This is a genomic window from Nocardia exalbida NBRC 100660 (assembly GCF_000308575.1).
GTDB classification, from domain to species: Bacteria; Actinomycetota; Actinomycetes; order Mycobacteriales; family Mycobacteriaceae; genus Nocardia; species Nocardia exalbida.
The window spans coordinates 1-288 of sequence record NZ_BAFZ01000095.1; the positions used below are offsets into that span (position 1 = coordinate 1).

A 288-nucleotide genomic window follows, 5' to 3' on the forward strand; every position below is an offset into this window, starting at 1 on the left:
CAGGTCGACGTCGCCACCGACGGCTCCCGCCCCGATTGGGCGCAGGCGCTGCCGGAGGAGATGCTGGGCGCTCCGGCCGACTCCAACATCGCCACGCCGGTGTTCGACGGCGCGCGGGAGGAGGAGCTGACCGGCCTGCTGGCCTCGACGCTGCCCAACCGCGACGGCGAGCGCATGGTCGACGACGACGGCAAGGCCACGCTGTTCGACGGCCGTTCCGGCGAGCCGTTCCCGTACCCGGTCGCGGTCGGTTACATGTACATCTTGAAGCTGCACCACTTGGTCGAC

Annotated in this window: 1 protein-coding gene; it reads left to right on the plus strand. The window is 70.5% G+C overall.

Features of this window, described 5'->3' with window-relative positions; translation table 11 throughout:
• On the plus strand, positions 1–288 hold a 288-nt coding region (locus ON29_RS23010; RefSeq protein WP_040869404.1), incomplete at both ends, for a hypothetical protein.